Source organism: Roseateles koreensis (genome assembly GCF_028595305.1).
Classification (GTDB): Bacteria; Pseudomonadota; Gammaproteobacteria; order Burkholderiales; family Burkholderiaceae_C; genus Paucibacter_A; species Paucibacter_A koreensis.
The window spans coordinates 1-17856 of the sequence record NZ_JAQQXS010000013.1 but is presented as its reverse complement, the minus strand read 5'-3'; the positions used below and the strand labels follow the sequence as shown (position 1 = coordinate 17856).

General features: G+C 64.4%; 16 protein-coding genes. 5 read left to right on the top strand and 11 right to left on the bottom strand.

The annotated features are described in order from the left end of the window. Positions 1-8 precede the first annotated feature (8 nt). Together PRZ01_RS14485 and PRZ01_RS14480 are read right to left on the bottom strand one after the other, a co-directional pair. Positions 9-2393, bottom strand: coding sequence for an efflux RND transporter permease subunit (locus PRZ01_RS14485; protein WP_273597512.1), 2385 nt, complete (start codon positions 2391-2393; stop codon positions 9-11). 18 nt (positions 2394-2411) lie between these two features. After that, on the bottom strand, positions 2412-4070 hold the full coding sequence (locus PRZ01_RS14480) for a DUF1302 domain-containing protein (RefSeq protein WP_273597511.1): 1659 nt from the start codon (positions 4068-4070) through the stop codon (positions 2412-2414). A 278-nt stretch (positions 4071-4348) separates the two neighbouring features. On the opposite strand from PRZ01_RS14480, the gene PRZ01_RS14475 reads away from it, so the two are divergent. The 4 genes from PRZ01_RS14475 (at position 4349) to PRZ01_RS14460 (ending at position 9503) form a co-directional block, all read left to right on the top strand. Beyond that, positions 4349-5752, top strand: coding sequence for a DUF1329 domain-containing protein (locus PRZ01_RS14475; protein ID WP_273597510.1), 1404 nt, complete (start codon positions 4349-4351; stop codon positions 5750-5752). Positions 5753-5774: 22 nt separating this feature from the next. Next, positions 5775-6947 carry an MFS transporter gene (locus PRZ01_RS14470; RefSeq protein ID WP_273597509.1) on the top strand — a complete coding sequence of 391 codons (1173 nt, stop codon included), beginning with the start codon at positions 5775-5777 and terminating at the stop codon, positions 6945-6947. 61 nt (positions 6948-7008) lie between these two features. Further along, positions 7009-8361, top strand: a complete 1353-nt coding sequence (locus tag PRZ01_RS14465) for an omega-aminotransferase AptA (RefSeq protein WP_273597508.1) — start codon at positions 7009-7011, stop codon at positions 8359-8361. A gap of 5 nt (positions 8362-8366) precedes the next feature. Next, positions 8367-9503: a DmpA family aminopeptidase gene (locus PRZ01_RS14460; protein WP_273597507.1), complete on the top strand. Its 1137-nt coding sequence runs from the start codon at positions 8367-8369 to the stop codon at positions 9501-9503. A gap of 33 nt (positions 9504-9536) precedes the next feature. On the opposite strand, the gene PRZ01_RS14455 is transcribed toward PRZ01_RS14460, so the two are convergent. The 9 genes from PRZ01_RS14455 to PRZ01_RS14415 form a co-directional block, all read right to left on the bottom strand. Further along, the gene (locus PRZ01_RS14455) at positions 9537-10436 is read right to left on the bottom strand and encodes a LuxR C-terminal-related transcriptional regulator (protein ID WP_273597506.1); all 900 of its coding nucleotides are present in this window, start codon (positions 10434-10436) and stop codon (positions 9537-9539) included. Between the two features lie 110 nt (positions 10437-10546). Continuing rightward, a complete protein-coding gene (locus tag PRZ01_RS14450) occupies positions 10547-11560 on the bottom strand; it encodes a helix-turn-helix domain-containing protein (RefSeq protein ID WP_273597505.1) in 1014 nt (337 codons plus the stop codon). A 154-nt stretch (positions 11561-11714) separates the two neighbouring features. Continuing rightward, entirely contained in the window at positions 11715-13145 is a 1431-nt protein-coding gene (locus PRZ01_RS14445) for an aldehyde dehydrogenase family protein (protein WP_273597504.1), read from the bottom strand. 40 nt (positions 13146-13185) lie between these two features. After that, positions 13186-13677: a c-type cytochrome gene (locus PRZ01_RS14440; protein WP_273597503.1), complete on the bottom strand. Its 492-nt coding sequence runs from the start codon at positions 13675-13677 to the stop codon at positions 13186-13188. Beyond that, entirely contained in the window at positions 13674-14156 is a 483-nt protein-coding gene (locus PRZ01_RS14435; RefSeq protein WP_273597502.1) for a c-type cytochrome, read from the bottom strand. The genes PRZ01_RS14440 and PRZ01_RS14435 overlap by 4 nt, the downstream gene beginning before the upstream one ends. 2 nt (positions 14157-14158) lie before the next feature. Then, entirely contained in the window at positions 14159-14701 is a 543-nt protein-coding gene (locus tag PRZ01_RS14430) for a methylamine dehydrogenase light chain (protein WP_273597501.1), read from the bottom strand. After that, on the bottom strand, positions 14698-15336 hold the full coding sequence (mauD, locus tag PRZ01_RS14425; protein ID WP_273597500.1) for a methylamine dehydrogenase accessory protein MauD: 639 nt from the start codon (positions 15334-15336) through the stop codon (positions 14698-14700). Before mauD ends, PRZ01_RS14430 begins: the two co-directional genes overlap by 4 nt. After that, a complete protein-coding gene (locus PRZ01_RS14420; RefSeq protein ID WP_273597499.1) occupies positions 15333-15887 on the bottom strand; it encodes a MauE/DoxX family redox-associated membrane protein in 555 nt (184 codons plus the stop codon). Before PRZ01_RS14420 ends, mauD begins: the two co-directional genes overlap by 4 nt. Position 15888: 1 nt before the next feature. Next, on the bottom strand, positions 15889-17106 hold the full coding sequence (locus PRZ01_RS14415) for an amine dehydrogenase large subunit (protein ID WP_273597498.1): 1218 nt from the start codon (positions 17104-17106) through the stop codon (positions 15889-15891). Between the two features lie 329 nt (positions 17107-17435). Between PRZ01_RS14415 and PRZ01_RS14410 the strand changes: the two genes are divergently transcribed. Then, positions 17436-17856, top strand: a 421-nt coding sequence (locus PRZ01_RS14410; RefSeq protein WP_273597497.1) for a hypothetical protein, incomplete at its 3' end; no start/stop codon positions are given.

The following is a 17856-nucleotide window of genomic DNA, read 5'->3' as shown; positions in this document are numbered from 1 at the left end:
CGATGACCTTAGTGATTCAGCAGGCCGGACAGGCGCACCGGGCGCTTGCGCGGGAACAGGCGCTCCAGCCACACCGCCAAAGCCGGCAGCGTGGTCATGGCCATGACGAGGTTCACGATGAACATGAAGGACAGCAACTTGCCCATGTCAGCCTGAAACTTCAAGGCCGAGAACGACCAGGTCGCCACGCCCACCGCCAAAGTGATGGCGGTAAAAATGGTGGCCATGCCGACCTCATGGATGGCGTGCTCCAGCGCCTTGACAATGGTCTGCCCGTTCGCAAGGTGCAACTGCAGACGGCTGTAAATGTAGAAGGCGTAATCCACACCGATGCCGACCGCGAGCACCATCACCGGCAGCGTGGCCACGGTCAGGCCGATCTGCAATTCCTTCATGAACCAATAGCCGATGAAGGTGCCCACGGTGAGCGGCAGGCAGCACGCCACCGCCGCGCGCGGATCGCGGTAGACCAGCAGCACCAGCACAACGATGGCACCGTACACATAGGCCATCATCGGCAACTCGCTGCGCTCCACCGCTTCGTTGATGGCGGCGAGTACGCCCGCATTGCCCGACGCCAGGCGAACGTGAATGCCATCCACCTTGTCGGTGTCGCGGAACTGCTTCACCGCCTCGATCACGCCGTTGATGGTGCTGGCCTTGTGATCGGCGAGAAAGATATGGGCCGCCGTCATGCTGCAGTCGGCCCGCATATAGCCTCGCAGACGCGCGATCTCGGTGCTGAGCGCGCCGTAGTTGCTCGCGTCAGCGGGGATCACGGACATCTTGGGATTGCCCTCGTTGTAGCCCTCGTTGTAGATGCGCATCAAATCGCCGTACGAAGCCACTGAGAGTACCCCGGGGACCTGCGCCATGCGGGCGCTGAAACGGTCCTGGTAGTCGCCGATGGCGATGTTTTCGCAGGACTGCGGCGGCGCCTCGAACATCACCGAAAGCCAGTCCAGGCCGGTGTCGTAGGTGCTGGCGATGGACACGGCATCTCGGTTGAAGCGAGCGTCCTCCCGCAACTCGGGCGCGCCAGGCTGCAAGGTGCCGATCACGCGGTCGCGACTCTGCCAGACGGCGGTCACCAGGACCAGCGCGCTCAAGCCCAGCACCACCAGCGCATTGCGCGGCACCGCCACGCGGGCCAGCAAGCTCAGGGCAGCCGCACGCCGTTCGCGCCGGCGCATGGCCTCTTGCGCATATTCAGGCGAGAAGGTCAGCAAGGAGGCCGCCAGCGGCAGCATCACCAAATTGGTGACGATCTTGAAGCCGATACCGATGGAGGCCGTAACGGCCAGTTCACGCACCATCGGAATCGGCACAAAAACCAGGGTGATGAAGGACACCAAGGCCGTCACCAGGGCCAACGTGCCCGGGATCAGCAAGCCCGAGAAGCTGGCGCGGGCGGCTTGCTCGGTGCTCTTGCCGTGCGAGATTTCGCGCACGATGAAGTTGATCTGCTGAACCCCGTGCGACACCCCGATGGAGAACACCAAAAAGGGCACCAGCACCGCCAAGGGGTCCAGGCCCATGCCGATGAAATGCAGGGTGCCGAACTGCCACACCAGCGAGGCCAGCGAACAGGCCACCGGCAGCAGCGTCAGGCTGAGCGAATGGCAATACCAATACACCGCCAGCGCCGTCAACACCAGGGCCACGGCACAAAACACGAGCACGCCGCGCGCGCCATCGGCGATGTCGCCGATTTGCTTGGCAAAGCCGATGATCTGCACCTCAAAGTCAGCGTCCTCGAACTTGGCCCGCAGCGACTCCAGGTTGGCGTTGTACGCCACGTAGTCCAGCGGCTTGCCGTCGGCATCCACCTCGTTGAGCTCGACAATGATCATGGCGCTGGTCTGGTCCCGCGAGACCAGGGTGCCCACAAAGCCGCCCGCGCCGGCGGCGTGGGCGATCTTGTCGACCAACGGGGCATCCAGCGTCTCGGGCACGATGCTGCCATCGATCAGCGGCTCGGCGCGAAAGCCCTCTTCAGTGATTTCATTGACAAAACTGTTGGGGGTCCACAAGGACTGCACCCCCGAGCGCTCGACGCTGGGCAGAAAACTCACCGCCTGCGTCACCTGATAGAGCCGCGTCAGACCCGCCACGGTCCAGATGCTGCCCTTGCGGGCCTTGACCACGATGTTCAGTCGATTGGCCCCGAGCAGATCGTCGCGATACTCCTTGAACGCCGTGATGTATTCATGCCCCAGCGGCATCTGCTTTTCAAAGCCGGCTTCCATGCGCAAATGCGTGGCTGACCACCCAAAGATCAAGGTCAGCAGCGCAAGACCAATCAGGATGGGAATGCGTGCCGAGAACAGCGCCGCCTCGATGCGAGCGAGCACGCGGGTGGCGGTGTCGCCTTGGTTTTGGGTATCAGTCATGTGAGTCCAGGCAGCGCGTCAAAAGTTGCGCGAGAGCACCACGCCCAGGAAGTCGCGGTCTTTGTAGGGTTGATCCAACGGCGAGGAGCCGCCCCAGAACTTGGTGTAGTTGAGGGCGAACTGCCAGGACGCAGGATTTTGCAGCAAAGACACCACGAAGTTCACCGACTTGGCACCCGCCATGAAGATGGCCGAACTGTTGGGCGTGCGGCCCGACAAAGCCTGGAAGTAGTAGACCTCGGGCACCACTTGCCAGCCCTCGATCACCGTGCCGTCATAGGTCAGGCTGAAGTCGAAGTTGATGCCCGAAGAGGTCTTGGTCCCGACCGCTGTGGGGACGCCCGTGGTTGCGGTTGCAGGCGTTTCATTGCCCCAGCCCCAGCCGCCGGCGGAGATCGGGTCGCCGCCGTAGCTGTTGTTCAAACCGGGGAAGTGAATCACCACGGCTTCGGCCAGCAAAGTGCCGGTGTCAGCACCAAGCGCCTTCAACACGTCTTGTCCGGTGCCGCTGGGCTGCAGGCTCAGCAGGCCGGTCAGGTGCCATTGCAGGCGCTTTTGATCGACCCAGCAATTGCCGTTCTGCGAGGTGCAGCCGGCGTTGGAATTGAGCGCCACCGCGTCTTTGGGTCGATAGGAAAGCTCGGTCCCCACGGCCCATTCACCCACGGGGAAGTTGGCGCTGATGCCCAGCATCTGGCGGTCTTCAGGGTAGGTCCAGCCCATGGTGCCGCTGTTCTTGATGTTGTAGCTGAACTGCGGCGTCTTGTCGTGATAGTTCATGGCGTACAGGCCCAGATTGAGCTGGGTGCCATCGGGCTGGTAGCGCAAAGAAGCGCCCCATTGCCCCGTCTTGCGGGCGCCGATATCGGCCAGGCCATAGGTGTCATGCCCCTTGCCCAGGCCGTTCACCACCGACCAGTAACTGCCGGTGGGCGGCAAGTAACTGCGGTTCCAATCGGTTTGCACATAGGCTTCGGCGTTGAGCCCGTGGCCCAGGCCGCTGGCCACGCTGACCATGGGCGCCGGCAGAAAAACCTCTTTCAACTGAGTGCCCGGTTGCGACAGGCGCATGTAGTCCATGGCGTTCGAGGCGTTGATGCCGCCGGGCAGGAACAGACTCTCACCCCAGCTCACCACCTGGTTGCCCACGCGGATGCGCGCATCCTGCCCGCCGATCTGGAACTTCTTGCTCACCCACAGGTCGAGCAGCCGGCCCTTGAACTTCAGGTCTTCATGGGCATCATCGGCGAGGTTATGGTCCAGGCCCGGTGGCGTGGTCGCGCTGGTGAGCCCCGTGGTGCGGGTGGCGGCGAAATCACGCACCCAGTTGGCGCGCGCCATGAAGGTTACATCCTCGGGCAGCTTCAGCAGCAGCTCGTGGGTGCCCTTGAGTTGGGCGGCGAACAAATCGCCTTTGCCGTAGTTCAAATTGCCCTGGTCGCCCAAAGCCGACAAAGGCGACATGCAGCCGGCGGGTGCGCCGGAGCCCGTGGCACCTTGCAGCACCAAGTCGCAAGACGGTGCGGCAGTTCGCAGCGCCAAGGCAATCGACACGGTCGAGTCAAAGTTGCCCTTGATCGATTCAGTCTCGAAAGTGGCGGCCTGGGCCGTTGCGGCGGCACAGAGGCTGGCGGCAAGGGCAAGGCGGTGCAGGGCAGTCTTGGGGCAGGTGGTCATGGCGTTGCTTCCTGTTGGCGTGGTGCAGATCGCGGTGCTCATCCGAAGGTTGTGGCCGTAGATCGGCCTGAGCGTGCCGCAGTCTCGACCCTGACAACACGCAGCGTCCATCCAGTCAAGCACGTACTACCAAGGACGTAACACGTCGCGGTGATTGGCCGCATCGGCAAGACCGCTCAACAATGCTAGCGTCTCAATGGCATGCGCTGCACCTGCACCTGCACCGCCCTGTACCGACACCGCGCCCCTATTCCATGGAATGACCGGAGATCCACACGATGAACCGCAACCCGCATCCCACCCGCAAGACCGCGACGCACCTGCTGGCCTTGGCCGCCCTGCTGAGCCTGCACGGCCTCAATGCCGCCGCCGCTGAGCATGATGCCGACAAGCTCGGGAATTCCCTTACCCCTCTGGGTGGTGAACGTACGGCCAGCGGCGGCGTAACGGCGTGGGAAGGCGCCAACAAGCCCGCCGCGGGCTGGGTGCCCGGCAAGCTGCGCGACGCCGCCTGGAAGTACAAGGACGAAAAGGCGCTGTTCAGCATCGATGCGGCCTCGGCCGACAAGCAGGGTGACAAACTCACCCCCGGTCAGGTGCAGATGCTCAAGCAAAGCAGCGGGTATCGCATGGACGTGTATCCCACACACCGCAACTGCACGGCACCTGACTTCGTGTTGGAGAACACCAAGCGCAACGTGACCGGCGCCAAACTCTCGGAGGACGGCACCGTTCTGCAACAGGCTGCGCTGCCCGGCGTCCCCTTCCCCTTGCCCACCACGGGCGCACAGGTGATGTGGAACTTCCAGACGCGCTACGCGGGTGTGGGCGCCGATTACCCCGACACCTTGACCATGGTGTCGCCACGAGGCGGCAGCGGCAGCTGGATCATCACCGAAGGCCCGCTGCACCAATACTTCCCGTCCGGCGCCAAGGGCACGCACAGCCCGCAAGAGGTGGGCGACGTGCTCTCCGCCACCTATTTCACCCTTAACGCGCCCGTTGCGCTGGCCGGCCAGAGCCTGGCAGCCAAGGCCAGCTTTGGCGCGAAGGACAACGAGGTTTACTTCTACTTCCCGGGCCAACGCCGGGTGCGCCGCATGCCGTCCTACGGTTATGACGCGCCGCAGATCGGCTTCGAAAACCAGTACACCATCGACCAGACGCAGATGTTCATCGGCAACCTGGACCGCTTCGACTGGAAGCTGGTGGGCAAGAAAGAGATTCTGGTCCCCTACAACACCTTCCGCCTGAATGACTTCACGGCCAAACGCGACGAGGTCTACGGCCCCAACTACATCAACGCGTCGAACCGCCGCTACGAGACGCACCGCGTCTGGGTGGTCGAGGCCACCGTCAAAAAGGGCATGCGCCACCTGGCGCCGCGCAAGGTCTTCTACGTTGACGAAGACAGTTGGCTGGTGCTGGTGGGCGAAGACTACGACGCTCAAGGCGCACTGTGGAAGCTGCGCGAGGCCAGCCTGATTCCGGCCTGGGAGCTGGGCAGCGCCTGTGTGAGCTCGTCGTTCGTGCAGTATGACTTGGCGCAAAAACGCTACCTCGCCGACTTCCTGGTCACAGGCACCGGCAAAGACGTGCGCTGGCTCAGCGAGACGACCGACAAGCGATTCACGATTGACTTCTTCACCAGCGACAACCTGCGCGCCACCAGCGAACGCTGAGCACGCGCTCCAGGGCCACGACATGAGCATTACGACTCCGGCGAGCCCCCCCTCGCCCTTTGACACACTCGCCCAGCAATGGACGCTGATCGGTGTGATTTGCGTGGCGGCAGCCAGCTTTCTGGGGCTGCCCGTCATCCTCGGTGCGTTGGCCGACCTGCGCGGCCTCTCGCCCGAGCAGTTGGGCCAGATCGCCTCGGCCGAAACCCTGGGCATGGCCATCACCGCCGCGTTGAGCCCCTGGCTGCTGAGCCGAGTGCAGGCCCGCACGCTGATTGGCCTGGGCATGGTGACCCTGGCGCTGTGCAATCTGGCGTCTTGCGTGGTGAGCGGCTTTGCGCCTTTCCTCGCCGTCAGGCTGGGGGCCAGCGTCGCCTCGGGCCTGGCCATGCCTGCCGCCGTGGCCTGCCTGGGGGTGACAAGCCGACCCGAGCGTGCCTTCTCGTGGGCCGTTGGCGCGCAGGTCAGCACCAGCGCGGCTGAGCTGTTCGCCTTTACCTACGCCGCGCGCCATTTCGGCGTGCCGGGCATCTACGCCAGCCTCACGCTGCTGACCTTGCTGGCCGGTGCCGCCGCACTGCGCCTGGCCCATCTGCCCCGCGTCAGTTCAGGCCCGGCCAGGCACTTGCCGCTGGACCGACCCGCCAAAGCGGGGCTGGCGGCCGTGCTGCTGCTGTTTGCCTGCATTGGCGTGTACTGGGCCTTTATCGAACGCGTGGGTGTGCTGGCGCACCTGAGCGCAGAAGATGTCGGCCTGTGGCTGGCTATCTCGAATGTGCCGGCACTGCTGGCCTCTCTGGGCGCCCCCTGGCTGGCCGAGCGCCTGGGCGAACGCCGCATGCTGCTGCTGGGCCTGGGCTTGGCTGCACTGGTGCCACTGGGCCTGCTGTTGCCCTTGAACCCGACGGGCTATCTGCTCAATCTGGGGCTTTTCGTGCTGCTCTGGAATGCCCTGATGGTGGTGCAGATGGCTGTGCTGGGCCGCTGGGACGCCCAAGGCTTGGCGGTGGGCCTGACGCCCTCTGCACAGGCTTTCGGGCTGGCGCTGGCCCCCTTACTGGCGGGCGAGTTGGCCGAGCAGCGCGGCTACCCCGCCGCAATGGCCCTGGCCAGCGGCTTTGCCTTGCTGGCCCTGCTGTCCACCTGGATCGCCTTCCGTGAGCGCCACAGCGCCGCGGTTCCCGTCCAGGCCTGACCCCCGCGCAAGCCGGCAACGCATCGCCGCTGGCGCCTTTCAAACATTGGAGACTGAAGACATGAACATGACGCCCCCCTCGTCGGCCAAACGGCCTGCCGGCCTGACCGAAGCGCAGCTCAATGCCCACTGGATGCCCTTCACGCCCAACCGGCAGTTCAAAAAAGACCCACGCATTCTGGTGGAAGCCCAGGGCAACTACTACCGCGATGCAGCCGGCCGCAAAATCTTTGACGGCCTCTCGGGCTTGTGGACCTGCGGGCTTGGCCACGCCCGTCCCGAGATCGTCGAGGCCGTGAGCCGCCAAGTGGCCACGCTCGACTATTCGCCGGCGTTCCAGTTCGGCCACCCGCTGTCCTTCCAACTCGCCGAGCGCATCACCTCGCTGATGCCGACCGGCCTTGACCATGTATTTTTCGTCGGCTCGGGCTCGGAAGCTGCCGACACCTCGCTCAAGATGGCGCGCGCCTACTGGCGCCTCAAGGGGCAGGCGAGCAAGACGCGCTTCATCGGGCGCAGCAAGGGCTACCACGGCGTCAACTTCGGCGGCATCAGCGTGGGCGGCATCGTCGGCAACCGCAAGCTCTATGGCAGCGGTGTCGAGGCCGACCACCTGCCCCACACCCTGCTGCCCGAAAACGCCTTCAGCCGCGGCATGCCTGCGCAAGGCGCGCACCGGGCCGACGACTTGCTCGACCTGATCGCGCTGCATGACGCCTCCAACATCGCCGCAGTCATCGTGGAGCCCTTCTCCGGATCAGCCGGGGTGGTGGTGCCGCCCCTGGGCTATCTGCAACGCCTGCGCGAGATTTGCACCCAGCACAATATTCTGCTGATCTTTGACGAGGTGATCACCGGCTTCGGGCGCACCGGCGCCTGGACGGGGGCGGAAGCCTTCGGCGTCACGCCCGACATGATCAACTTCGCCAAGCAGATCACCAACGGCGTCATCCCGCTGGGCGGCGTGGTCGCCAAGGCCGAGATCTACCAGGCCTTCATGGAGGCCAGCGGCTCGGAGCTGAACATCGAGTTCCCGCACGGTTACACCTACTCAGCCCACCCGGTAGCCTGTGCTGCCGCGCTGGCCACGCTCGATGCGCTGCAGGCCGATGACGCGCCGGCACGTGTGCGTGCACTGTCGCCCTACTTCGAGTCGGCCGTGCACAGCCTGAAGGGCGCCCGGCATGTCACCGATGTGCGTAACTTCGGTCTGGCTGCAGGCATCACCGTCGCCGCCCTGCCGGGTGAGCCGGCCCGCCGGCCCTTCGAAATCGCGATGCGTTGCTGGGAGCGCGGCTTTTATGTGCGCTGCGGCGGCGACACCTTGCAGATCGCCCCCCCATTCAACACCGAACGCGCCGAAATCGATGCCCTGATCGGCGCGCTCGGCGAAGCTCTGAACGAACAGCCCTGAACAACATGACCCAAGCTAACGCCAAGCCCCGCGGCCGCGACCTCGGCCTGCCTTTCGTGGGCAAGACCGGCCCCTTCAACGCCATCACCGATGTGCCCGGTGTCGAGGTCGGCATGTACACGCGCTGCGAGCCGGGTAGCACCTGGCAGGGCAACAAGGGCCCGGTGCGAACCGGCGTGACGACCATCTTCCCGCGGGGTCGCGCAGGGGCAGACCAATCCGTCTGGGCCGGCCAGTTCTCCTTCAATGGCAATGGCGAAATGACCGGCACGCACTGGATTCACGACGCCGGCTACTTCTCCGGCCCCATGGCCATCACCAACAGCCACAGCGTGGGCATGGTGCATCACGGCCTGACCCACTGGATGATCGAGAACGTGGAGGCGGTGCGCAGCCACCACCATTGGTTCATGCCCGTGGTGGCTGAGACCTACGACGGCGCCACCAACGACATCAATGGCCAGCATATTGGCCCCGAGCATGTGGCCCAGGCCCTGGACAGCGCGCGAAGCGGCCCCGTGGCTGAGGGCAATGTGGGCGGCGGCACCGGCATGATGTGCTATGAGTTCAAAGGCGGCACCGGCACCGCCAGCCGCTGCGTCGAGATTGAAGGCCAGCAGTACACCGTGGGCGCGCTGGTGCAAGCCAATTTCGGCGCCCGCCAGGACCTGCAAATCCTGGGCGTGCCCATCGGCCAGCTGTGGCCCGAAGACGCGCCGCTGACCGAACTGGCGATGGGCGAAACCGGCTCGGTCGTGGTGGTGGTGGCCACCGACGCCCCACTCAACCCGGTGCAGCTCAAACGTCTGGCCAAGCGTGGCTGCCTGGGCATCACCCGCACCGGCACCACGGGCGGCGTGAATTCAGGCGATTTGATGCTGGCCTTCAGCACGGCCAACACCCGCCGCTGGGCGAGCGCAGAGCTGCATCACGGCGCCGCGGTCAAGCCGCTGAACTGCCTGGAGGACAACCTCACCGACGAGCTCAGCCGCGCCACCGCACTGGCCTGTGAAGAGTCCGTCATCAACGCCATGCTCGCTGCGCAAGACATGAGCCTGATTCGCCCCCTGGGCAAGACCTACAAAGCCATCGACCACGAACGCCTGCTGCGCCTGATGCGCGAACACCGCGCCATGACCTGATCGGCAAGACGGGACCGCGCGGCGCCTGGCCACTCAAAGGTCGGGCTCTGGCGGCCGGCGCATCGGCAGGGCGCCGGCCTGAATCAGGATGCTGAACAACTCGGGGTGCGACCGCACGCCCATCTTGGTGTAGATGTGGCGGCGATGCGCCTTCACGGTCTCGGGAGAGATCTGCAGCTTCTGGGCGATGCCTTTCGAGGAGTGCCCACTGAGCATCAGGTGCACGATCTGCACCTCGCGGGCGGTCAAGCCCAGCGGCATGTTGACAACGCCGGGCTCACGCTCCGCAGTGTGCGGGGCTTCGTGCTGGGTTTCGTGCAGCGCTTCGGCAGAGCGGGTGCCACGCAGCGCGGCTTCGACAGCCCCCTCCAGCGGCCGCGCCTCGAAGCGCATGCGTTGGCGCATCAGCGCCAGCATCCAGGGCGTGATGGCGCTGAGCACGCACATATCGTCCGCCGTGAAACGCCGCGCCGCGCCCAGTGAGAGGCTGAGCACGCCGCCCTTGTCCAGCGGTAGATTGAACTGCACCTCGTCCTTGACGATGTTGAACTGGAAGTAGCGCTGGTAATAATCTTCGGCCTCGTAGTTGTCGGGCGCCACATCGTCGATGCGGAACAGGCCCGCGCGAGGCTCATCGCAACTGGCCAGATAAAACGGGTCGAGCAGGTAAAAGCTCTCCAGATAGTCCTTGAACAGCAGGTCGTTGCCGCCGCCCGCGGCCGGGCTCTCGGCACAAACCTCAGGCCGGGCATCGCGATGGAACACCAAAGCCACCCAGTTGTCGAAGGCCACCGCATCGCGCAAATAGCGAATCAGCACCGTCCAGAAACCGGGCTTGTCCAGCATGTCGACCAAGGCGCCAAAACTGCGATGCCAGTTCGGGCTGGCAATCAGGGCATCAATCTCGCTCGCTGCGGTTGTGGGGGCAGGCAAAGGGCTTGACGGGATTGCAGAGCTTGTGGGGTTTGCAGAGGGCGTTTCAGACATGGCGTCGAGAATCGGCATTAGCGGTCAGGAAAAGTGCGGCGCCGATGATACGACCATCATGCCAGCATCGCACCCCGCAGGGTCTGGGAAGGCAGTTCCGCGAATTGCCGTTTGTAGTCGGCCGAGAAATGCCCGAAATGCCAGAACCCCCACCGCGCCGCAACGTCGTAAACACTGGTATGCGACGCGGCGGCACGCCGCAGGTCACGCCGCACCGCGTTGAGACGAACGGTCTTGATGTAGCGGGCGGGGCTGAGGCCCAAAATGTCCTGAAAGCAGTAGCCCAGTTTGCGCGGGCTGGTGCCCAGCCGCTGGCAAACTTCAAGCAGCGTCGGCGGGCTGTCTTGCTGGCTGAGCATGATCTCGCAGGCCCGGTCGACCACCTTGCGGCGAGTATCGGCGCAGGCCGCATCGTCCGGCACCGCGGCCCCCGTCGCGCCCTCCAGCGCCAACAGCAGATCGTCACGAATCCCTTGTTGAACATTCGGGTCTTGCAACGCTTTCGGGTGGCGGAGCGCCGTCTCGGTGACAGACTGCAACAGCGCGCGCAGCGGTACCCGCGCAGACTCGGGCGGGTTCGCGATGACCGTCACGGCGGACTTGAACGCATCCGGCAGCGCCGGCACTGACGCAGTGGCTTCAAGCAAACCGTAGTGGTCGACCACGAAACCTGCGACGGCGCAGTTCGTCGGTGAGCAGAAGTCAATTTCTGCACCGTGAACAACCATCAAGGAGTCCCGCCCACTGCGCCGGCCGTTGCAAAGCATTTCGCCATCGCCCGCAACCAGGGTGCCCAGGGCCAAAGTGTCTGGCGAGAACCCGCCGCGCTGGCGCAGGCGCCGGTTCGTCGTCTCGACGAACAACTGCATGCCCGGCCAGCGGATGTCGACGAAGCCGCCTTCAAAAGCGCCACGGTCCAGTTGGTCATAGGACAAGCTCCAGTCACCCAGAAGCTCGGTGTGCTCGTCGACTTCGTGGGTTGAAACTTGGCGCACGAACACCGTGTCGCCGGACATTGATGCCGGGGCACGCGCGCTGCGGGAGACTGAGATTGGGCTGGCGAGAGACATGATGAAGTTCCGAACCGCAGAACTGGGGTCTGCGATCCGGAGTTTCATCAATTTGCAAGCGCGTGACCATAGCGCCGAAGGGCTAAGTACTTTCCCGGCGGGTGGAGTAACCCCTCCCCGTTTACCGAGCGCCTCGCCGCAGCATGCCCACCGCTTACTTCTTCACGCTGATCACCTGCGCCTGGGTCACCGCCTTCAGGCCGTCCACGCCAAACTCGACGCCCCAGCCCGAGCGCTTGACCCCGCCGAAAGGCACCATCGGGTGAATGGCACCGTGCTGGTTGATCCAGACCGTGCCGGCCTGAATGCGGCTGGCGACCGCCTTGGCACTGGCGATGTCCTTGGACCACACCGAGGCGCCCAGGCCCACATCGAGCCGGTTGGCGCTGGCAATCGCCGCCTCCACATCGCTGTAGCGAATGATGGGCAGCACCGGCCCGAACTGTTCCTGATCCACCAGGCTGGCGCCGTCCGCGATATCCGTGACCAGCGTCAGCGGATAGAAATAGCCTGGCCCACCCGTCGGCTGGCCACCGCACACAATGGTGGCGCCGCCGGCACGCGCCTGATCCACCAGCGACACGACCTTGTCGAATTGCATGCGGTTCTGGATCGGCCCCATGGCGATGCCCGCGTCCGCGCCATTGCCTATGGGCATGGCTTCGGCAATGGCCTTGAGCTCGGCCACCAGCGCGTCATGCAGGCTCTCGTGGACGTAGAGGCGCTTGGCGGCCGCGCAGGTCTGTCCCATGTTCAGGAAGGCCCCCCAAAAAAGGTCCATCGCGATGGCCTTGGGGTCCGCGTCGGGCAGCACGATGGCGGCGTCATTGCCACCAAGCTCCAGCGTGGTCGGCGTGAGGTTGCGCGCGGCGGCGGCGGTGATCTTCGCGCCCGTCGAGCCGGAGCCGGTGAACATGATCTTGTTCACGTCCGGATTTTCAACCAACCAGGCCCCCACCTGGCCCGTGCCGCTCACCGTGTTGAGCACGCCCGGCGGCAGGACTTCGGCGATCAGGCGAACCAACTCCAGCGTGCCGATGCTGGTGTACTCGGAGGGCTTGATCACCACGGTATTGCCCGCGCGGATCGAGGGAATCATCTGCCAGATGCCAATCAGCAAAGGCCAGTTCCAGGGCGCAATGGCAGCGATCACGCCGAACGGCTTGCGATAAACCTCGTCGCGGCGGGTCTCATCTTCAAAGGCCACTTCCATCGGGAGGTCGAGCGAGGCGGTGACCTGCGACCAGACTTGGCAACCCCAGATTTCAAAGCGGGCACCCGGCACTTGGCCCGGGCCCACGCCGCCCAGGGGCTTGCCCTGCTCACGGGTGACCCATTGGGCCAGGTGATCGGCGTTGGCTTCGATGACGGCTGCCACTTTCAGGGTCAAGGCCTTACGCTCTTCGTCCGAGCGGGCGGCCCAGGCGGGTTGGGCGGCTTTGGCAGCAGCCACCGCTTGCGCGACCTGCTCCGGTGTTGACTGCGGCACCAGGCCAATCACCTCGCCCGTGGCGGGGTTCAAGGACTCAAAGGTACTGGGGGAGGCCACCAACTGGCCGTTCAGGGTATTGAGAAAAGTCTTCATGGCCATCTCCTGGGTGTTTTTGTACGTTTGGAAAAAAACTTCAAGGCGCCCTCTGGCCCGACTCCGGCAGCGCCATCCTTTGGATCAGCGCGCGCCGCGCCGCGGGCACATCCACGGGCCGCGTGCTTCGCAACATGGCGATTTCACTGGGTGAGTAGCCTGGGGGTGGCGTCGCCGCGTTCTCCGGCGACATTTGCCCGACCAGCCAGTTCATCAACTCAGCGACCTCACCGTCCTTCAGCCCCGAATTCATAACCCCGGGCACTTGGACGATGTACTGGCGCCCCCCCGGAACACCGAGAAATCGGGCCAGCATGCCCTGCATGGACGGAATGCCTTTGGTCGGCGCCCCACTGCCATCGGGCAAATGGCAGCCGCTGCAAAACTGGGTGTAATTGCGCTGGGCGCGCTGGGCGCCCTGGTCGTGTCGGACGTACGGCGCGCCCGCCCCCTCTCCTGCGGTGGCACCGTCCAGGCTGCTGACGAGCGCCACGGCCAGCGCAGCCGTAGAAAGGAGGCGGCGGTTCTTCATGGGGCCAAGCGCGCGCGCAGTTCGCGGATCTCTTTGTGCGGCACCGTTTTCACACGGGCCCGGGCAAAATCTTCCGCCGTGAAAGGTGCAGTGGCCGCGCCATTGAGATCGCGGGCGAGATGGTTACCCACATCCGCAAGCTCTGCGTCCGAGAGGGCCGCCTGGCTCGCCATCGCACCGGTGAAGGTTTGCCCCTGGGACAGAATGCGGCCACTCAAACCGTTGAGCAGCACCCAGGTGACATAACGTCGGCCATCCTCGGTTTCAAACGCATGGGCCAGGGTGCCCGCCAAGGCTGGCGCAAAACCCGCCATGCCCTTGCCGCCGGCCTGGTGGCAAGCGACGCATTGCCGCTCGAACACCGCCTGGCCCGCAGGGACTTGAACCTGCGCCGGCTCCGCCGCCCGCACGGGCCCCGACAGCACGGCGCAAAGTGCCAGGCCCCAGGCCACGGCGACCGCTGGTTTGCTGATCTTCATCTTCATTGCTCCGCAACCCCCACGATGATGGACACGGTGCAGTGGTAGACCGAGCTGTCATTGGACATGCACCAGTTGACGTCGTTGTGCACCCCCATCCGGTAGCCCGGCCGGTCACCGAAGTTGGTATTGCACATGCAGCGTCCGCAACTCGTGCGCCCGCAGCAATCGTTGTAGCTGACCAGGTAGTCCCTGCCGTCCATGGGGTTGTGGCAGGTGCCTACCCAAGTGACCTTGGAGGGCGAGGTGCCGGGCGGGCAACTTGTCGTGCTGCCGCCGCAACACGAGCACAAGAAGCCGTCGACCGAGCAATAGCGCCAGTAGTCGCAATCCGTTTCTGAAGGTTCTTTCGCGCCGCCGCTGCCGCCATGGCCTGCGGCAAAGGCCTGCGAGCTGCGGTCGAAGGGCAAAACCGGTAGTGTGAAGGCGCTGGCCACCATGACCTTGCCAACCTTGACCAGCGCGCTGCGCCGCGAGGTGTTGCTGGCCAGGGACCGGACGCGTCGCTCGGTCAGGCCGTCGATGAATTGGAATAGGCGTTTCATGCGTGCTCCTTCGACAGTGCGTGCTTATGACCGGCTTGGGAGCCCGCGACGTCGAGGTAGTCCTGCACAGACGCCACCCCCAACTCGCGCGCGGCGAAGAGGCTGTCGAGTTGCTCGCGCGAGTTCACCAGCCCCTTGGCGCTGATGCGGCCCGAGCCATCGATCAACACCGCATAGGGGAGCTTGCTGATCTGGTACTTCATGCCGAGTTCGGTAGAGAGCACGTAGGGAAAATCCGTGAGGCCCGCACGATGCCGGAATTCGTCATGCTCAGGCCGGTCGCCGTCCGAGGCCAGAACAATTTGCAAACCCGCCCCTTCGGCCTTGCGAACCGACTTCAGGATCGGCAGCAGCTTCTTGCAAACTGGGCAAGTCGGCGAGAGGAAGAACAGCAACGTGTGGCTGTGCTGCGCATCGGCGCCGCCCAATGCGAGCGTGGTGCCACCCAGTGTCGGCAGCTCGAAGCGCGGCGCCGCGTCGCCAACCTTGGGGCCGCTGTCCATCATCAAGGCCCCCATCGGCGCGATGCGCTCATAGAGAATGCCGATCTGGCGCGACAGCGCGAGCACAACGAGCAGCAGGGCGAGTACCGCCACCCACAGCACGATATTGGAGATGATCAGGGCGTCATTCATGGCGCATTCCTCAAGTCTGACAATTGCGATTGATGGCTCAACAACGTCGTGACGACGCTGTACAAACCCAACAGAAATAGCGTGCTGACACTGGTGGCAAACAAATCCAGCCAGGTCAAAGGACGGGCGGATGGCGACGCCGTCGCCGCCAGCGACAAAAGGATGAGCACCAGATTGCGCGCCACCAAGCCGGCACTCAGCGGCGTGTGGGTATCGCCACCGCAACCGCAGTCGATGCGGTCACGCCCGCGCTGCAGGTTGATGACGATCGCGGCCGTAACGGCCAGCATCACCAGCAAGGCCAGCACCGCGCCAATCGTGCGGGTGCCCGTGGGCAACAGCAGGGCGCCGGCCAAACCCTCGACCCAGGGCAAGCCGAGAGCCATCCCCCCCACAGCGGCTGGCGGCAGCAGTTGATAGTTGTCGATGGCGCTGCGAAAGATCTCGGGTTCACGCAGCTTCTCCGCCGCGCCGATAAGCAGGACCGCAGCCAGAACCGACGATGCGGCGTGCCAGAGCACAGGGTCGAGCAGGGGCAGCAAGGTACTCATGTCACTGCATCTCCATGTAGACCGGCGTTTCACCCACGGGCTCCGAGCGGTGCAACAACCGCGCAAGCGGTGGTCGCTCAGACAGGGCGAAGGACAGCAAACGGTTTTCCATCGCACTCAACACAAACAGGCTCGGTTTGTCTTCATGAGAAAGAGCCATGCCAATCGCCCCTTGCCCGGGCAGGCGGCCGATGCGCCGCTGCGTTTGGCTGTCGAAAACCCAGATCTCTTTGGCCGGATTCTTGTGCGACCCTTCGCTGCCCTTGTCGTGCATGCCGACATACAACCGACCACTTCGCGAATCGAGCGCGAACAACTGGTAGCCGCCCGGGCGCCAGCCCTGCTTGGCCGCGGCGGCATCCGTCAGCCCCCAGGGTTTGAGTGCCACCGGCGCCGTGCCACGCAGGTCCAGTTCATGCACCTGCCCGCGGTACGAAACAAAGGTGAGGCGGGAGCCGCTCCACTGATAGTGCGCAAAGATGGGGTCTTTGTCCGGATCAAAAAACGGTTCGCTGACGCTACGCTGCTTCAAGACACCCTGCTCATCCAGCTCGAAGGTGGCAAGACGCCCATCACCGCAAACGGATGAAAAACGCCGGGCCTGGTCTGGCCATGCAATGGCGCCATAACAGCCGGGCGTCGGGATTTCTTCAACAAACTTGCGCGCATGCAGATCAACCACGCTGACAGAGGTGGCCGGCGTGGCGTTTTGAATGAACAGGAATCGGCCGTCGTTCGAAGTGCCCATCAACGTCCGCATGGGCAGCGACTGGACGTGTTTGGCCGGAATTTCAATCTCATACTGAAAAGCCAGATCCTTGGTGCCATAGACCTCCACCACATCGCTGCGCGTGCCGCGCTGCAAGCGGCTGTGATAAGTGCTGGCCACCAGGATCGACTGGCGATCCCGCGACAAGGTTGACGAACCCGCGAAGCCTGTACCCAGCAATCCCAGGTAGCGCATGCCCCGGGCGTCGATCACATGCAAGCGTCCATCGACCAAATGCCCCATCGTCGGATCGGACAGATAAAGGCGGTAGGCGTCCGGCGCGGGTAGCGCGGCAACCGTGAGTTGCTCCAGAGGTAGCTCAGGGGGCTGCTGAGGAGGGGTGAGGGGCGCAGCCCGCACCTCACCGGCGTGCACGCCCGCCCAGGCGACCAATGCCGCCGCCACCGCCAACAAACCCCTCGATCCTTGCCTTCGCCGTTGGAAATCCATACGAATACTCCCCAATGCAGATCACAGATCTGCTCTGCCTGGATCGTATTCAGCACCGCCGCGAAGCTTTATCCCATTTCAGTAAGAACGCACCCGCTTCAGAAACCGCGACACATGTGAGTGCACACTTATTACTCGAAGCGTCCGGGCCGGCGCCCTGATCGATGGGATTTGAGTCCTGCTTGATACGCCGCACAGGGGCTGCCCCCCCGCCCCTGATTCACGGGACAACTGACGTGCGGATGCCTCAGTTAGCAACACTTCACCTTGTTGTGCGCAGCCCTCTTCCCTCACGATCTGTCGAGCCACACCACAACCGGAGGGGGTCCATGAACCCGTTGAACGACGACTTTTGCTCTGCCGTTGGTGCCAGCGCCCACACCGCCCACAGCGCCCCCTTCACCCTGACCCTGCAAGGCATCCCCTCCTCAGCCTATTCCGTACAAGCCTGGCGCTATGCCGCTGCCCTGGATGAGCCCTACACCCTGACCCTGGTGCTGCAAGTGCTGCGTGAACACGCTGCGCTCTTCGGCTCCGATCTGCAGCAGCGCCTGAGCCGCCCTAACGGCTTGCCCGCCTGCTTCGCGCTACAGGCTCAGGCCATGAGCCAGGTGCCGCTCTACGGCAGCGTGGCCCAGGTGCAGCTGGGCGTGGATGTGCTGGCGGCAGAAGGTCGCCATGCGCCGCTTGGCCCTGAGGTGATCGCCTGCAGCCTCACCGTCCGCCCCCGTCTGTGGTGGGCCGGCCTGG

Bases quoted from the DNA above. Each gene is read 5' to 3' on its own strand.
- PRZ01_RS14475 (WP_273597510.1), top strand. From the start codon at position 4,349: ATGAACCGCAACCCGCATCCCACCCGCAAGACCGCGACGCACCTGCTG.
- mauD (WP_273597500.1), bottom strand. From the start codon at position 15,336: ATGAATGACGCCCTGATCATCTCCAATATCGTGCTGTGGGTGGCGGTA.
- PRZ01_RS14460 (WP_273597507.1), top strand. From the start codon at position 8,367: ATGACCCAAGCTAACGCCAAGCCCCGCGGCCGCGACCTCGGCCTGCCT.
- PRZ01_RS14430 (WP_273597501.1), bottom strand. From the start codon at position 14,701: ATGAAACGCCTATTCCAATTCATCGACGGCCTGACCGAGCGACGCGTC.
- PRZ01_RS14485 (WP_273597512.1), bottom strand. From the start codon at position 2,393: ATGACTGATACCCAAAACCAAGGCGACACCGCCACCCGCGTGCTCGCT.
- PRZ01_RS14435 (WP_273597502.1), bottom strand. From the start codon at position 14,156: ATGAAGATCAGCAAACCAGCGGTCGCCGTGGCCTGGGGCCTGGCACTT.
- PRZ01_RS14450 (WP_273597505.1), bottom strand. From the start codon at position 11,560: ATGTCTCTCGCCAGCCCAATCTCAGTCTCCCGCAGCGCGCGTGCCCCG.
- PRZ01_RS14470 (WP_273597509.1), top strand. From the start codon at position 5,775: ATGAGCATTACGACTCCGGCGAGCCCCCCCTCGCCCTTTGACACACTC.
- PRZ01_RS14440 (WP_273597503.1), bottom strand. From the start codon at position 13,677: ATGAAGAACCGCCGCCTCCTTTCTACGGCTGCGCTGGCCGTGGCGCTC.
- PRZ01_RS14445 (WP_273597504.1), bottom strand. From the start codon at position 13,145: ATGAAGACTTTTCTCAATACCCTGAACGGCCAGTTGGTGGCCTCCCCC.
- PRZ01_RS14420 (WP_273597499.1), bottom strand. From the start codon at position 15,887: ATGAGTACCTTGCTGCCCCTGCTCGACCCTGTGCTCTGGCACGCCGCA.
- PRZ01_RS14415 (WP_273597498.1), bottom strand. From the start codon at position 17,106: ATGGATTTCCAACGGCGAAGGCAAGGATCGAGGGGTTTGTTGGCGGTG.
- PRZ01_RS14465 (WP_273597508.1), top strand. From the start codon at position 7,009: ATGAACATGACGCCCCCCTCGTCGGCCAAACGGCCTGCCGGCCTGACC.
- PRZ01_RS14480 (WP_273597511.1), bottom strand. From the start codon at position 4,070: ATGACCACCTGCCCCAAGACTGCCCTGCACCGCCTTGCCCTTGCCGCC.